At 34.5% G+C, this 985-nt stretch carries 1 protein-coding gene and 1 pseudogene; one reads left to right on the plus strand and one right to left on the minus strand.

Annotated features, from left to right (window positions below):
* Window positions 1-71: pseudogene (locus tag GMD4S_RS13055) on the plus strand (VOC family protein); the annotation flags it as partial.
* 165 nt (window positions 72-236) lie between these two features.
* On the opposite strand, the gene GMD4S_RS09390 reads toward GMD4S_RS13055, so the two are convergent.
* Window positions 237-581, minus strand: a complete 345-nt coding sequence (locus tag GMD4S_RS09390; protein WP_000913393.1) for a lipopolysaccharide assembly protein LapA domain-containing protein — start codon at window positions 579-581, stop codon at window positions 237-239.
* Between the last annotated feature and the right edge of the window lie 404 nt (window positions 582-985).

Below are 985 nucleotides of genomic sequence, written 5' to 3' on the forward strand. Positions count from 1 at the left end.
ATTGGGGAACAGAGTCCTTATTAGTTAAAGGGCCTGCTGGTCTAGTGATTGATTTTTATCGTATGAAGTAGGTAATTCTATTATCAAATTTTTTATCTAAACATTCTTGGAGTGAAACTTAAAAAGATCGGAGCAATTCGATCTTTTTTGTATTTATGCGACTTTCAGTCCGTCTCGCTCCGTTAGGTGCGAGACAAAAAACCACCCGTTTTCACGGGTGGTTATGATTTCTACACTTATTGTTTGGCTTCCTGTTTTAATTGTTGCACCTGTTCCTCGTACTGGACAAGCTCCCTGTCTTTTATATTGATAGTCGCTTCTGCTTCAGCAATGCGGCTTCTCAGATCTTGAGTCTTGTTATGGTGATAGCTAATACCAATAGCACTACCAGCAATGATCCCGATTACTAGACAAGTAAAAATCACCAAAATCAAGGGAGCAGATAGTTGTGTAAAGACAAGACTGACAGTTACTGTTTGACGATTGAGTAGACCAAATGAGATCACAATGACTAATAAGCTCAAACCGCCAATTAGATAAGCCTTATCTTTCAGTGACAATTCATTAAATTTTTTTAGCATAAGTTCCTTTTCTCCTGACTATGTTGATAGAAAACTACACACCATTTAGGTATTAACAAAATTCATTTTACTAGAAAATTTCGATACTGTCAATAATTTCTAACGGCTTATTTACCATCAATCAATCGATTCATTGAAAAGGAGTATTCATTTTCTAATATTTGATTGAGTAAACAGAACGGAGCAATTCGGTCTTTTTTCTGTTCCCTCTTTCTTATAACAAGATTGTGATAGTTTATATCTTTATAACAAAAGTTTTAAAGACTTGATTGTTTTGAAAAAAGATTATAAAATATGATTCATAAAAATGAAAGAGGTTTTGAAAATGTCTGAAAAACAAATGAAAGTTTTGGGTTGGGTAGCGACCTTCATGTCTGTTATGATGTACGTCTCTTACTTCCCGC

It is taken from the genome of Streptococcus sp. GMD4S (assembly GCF_000296955.1).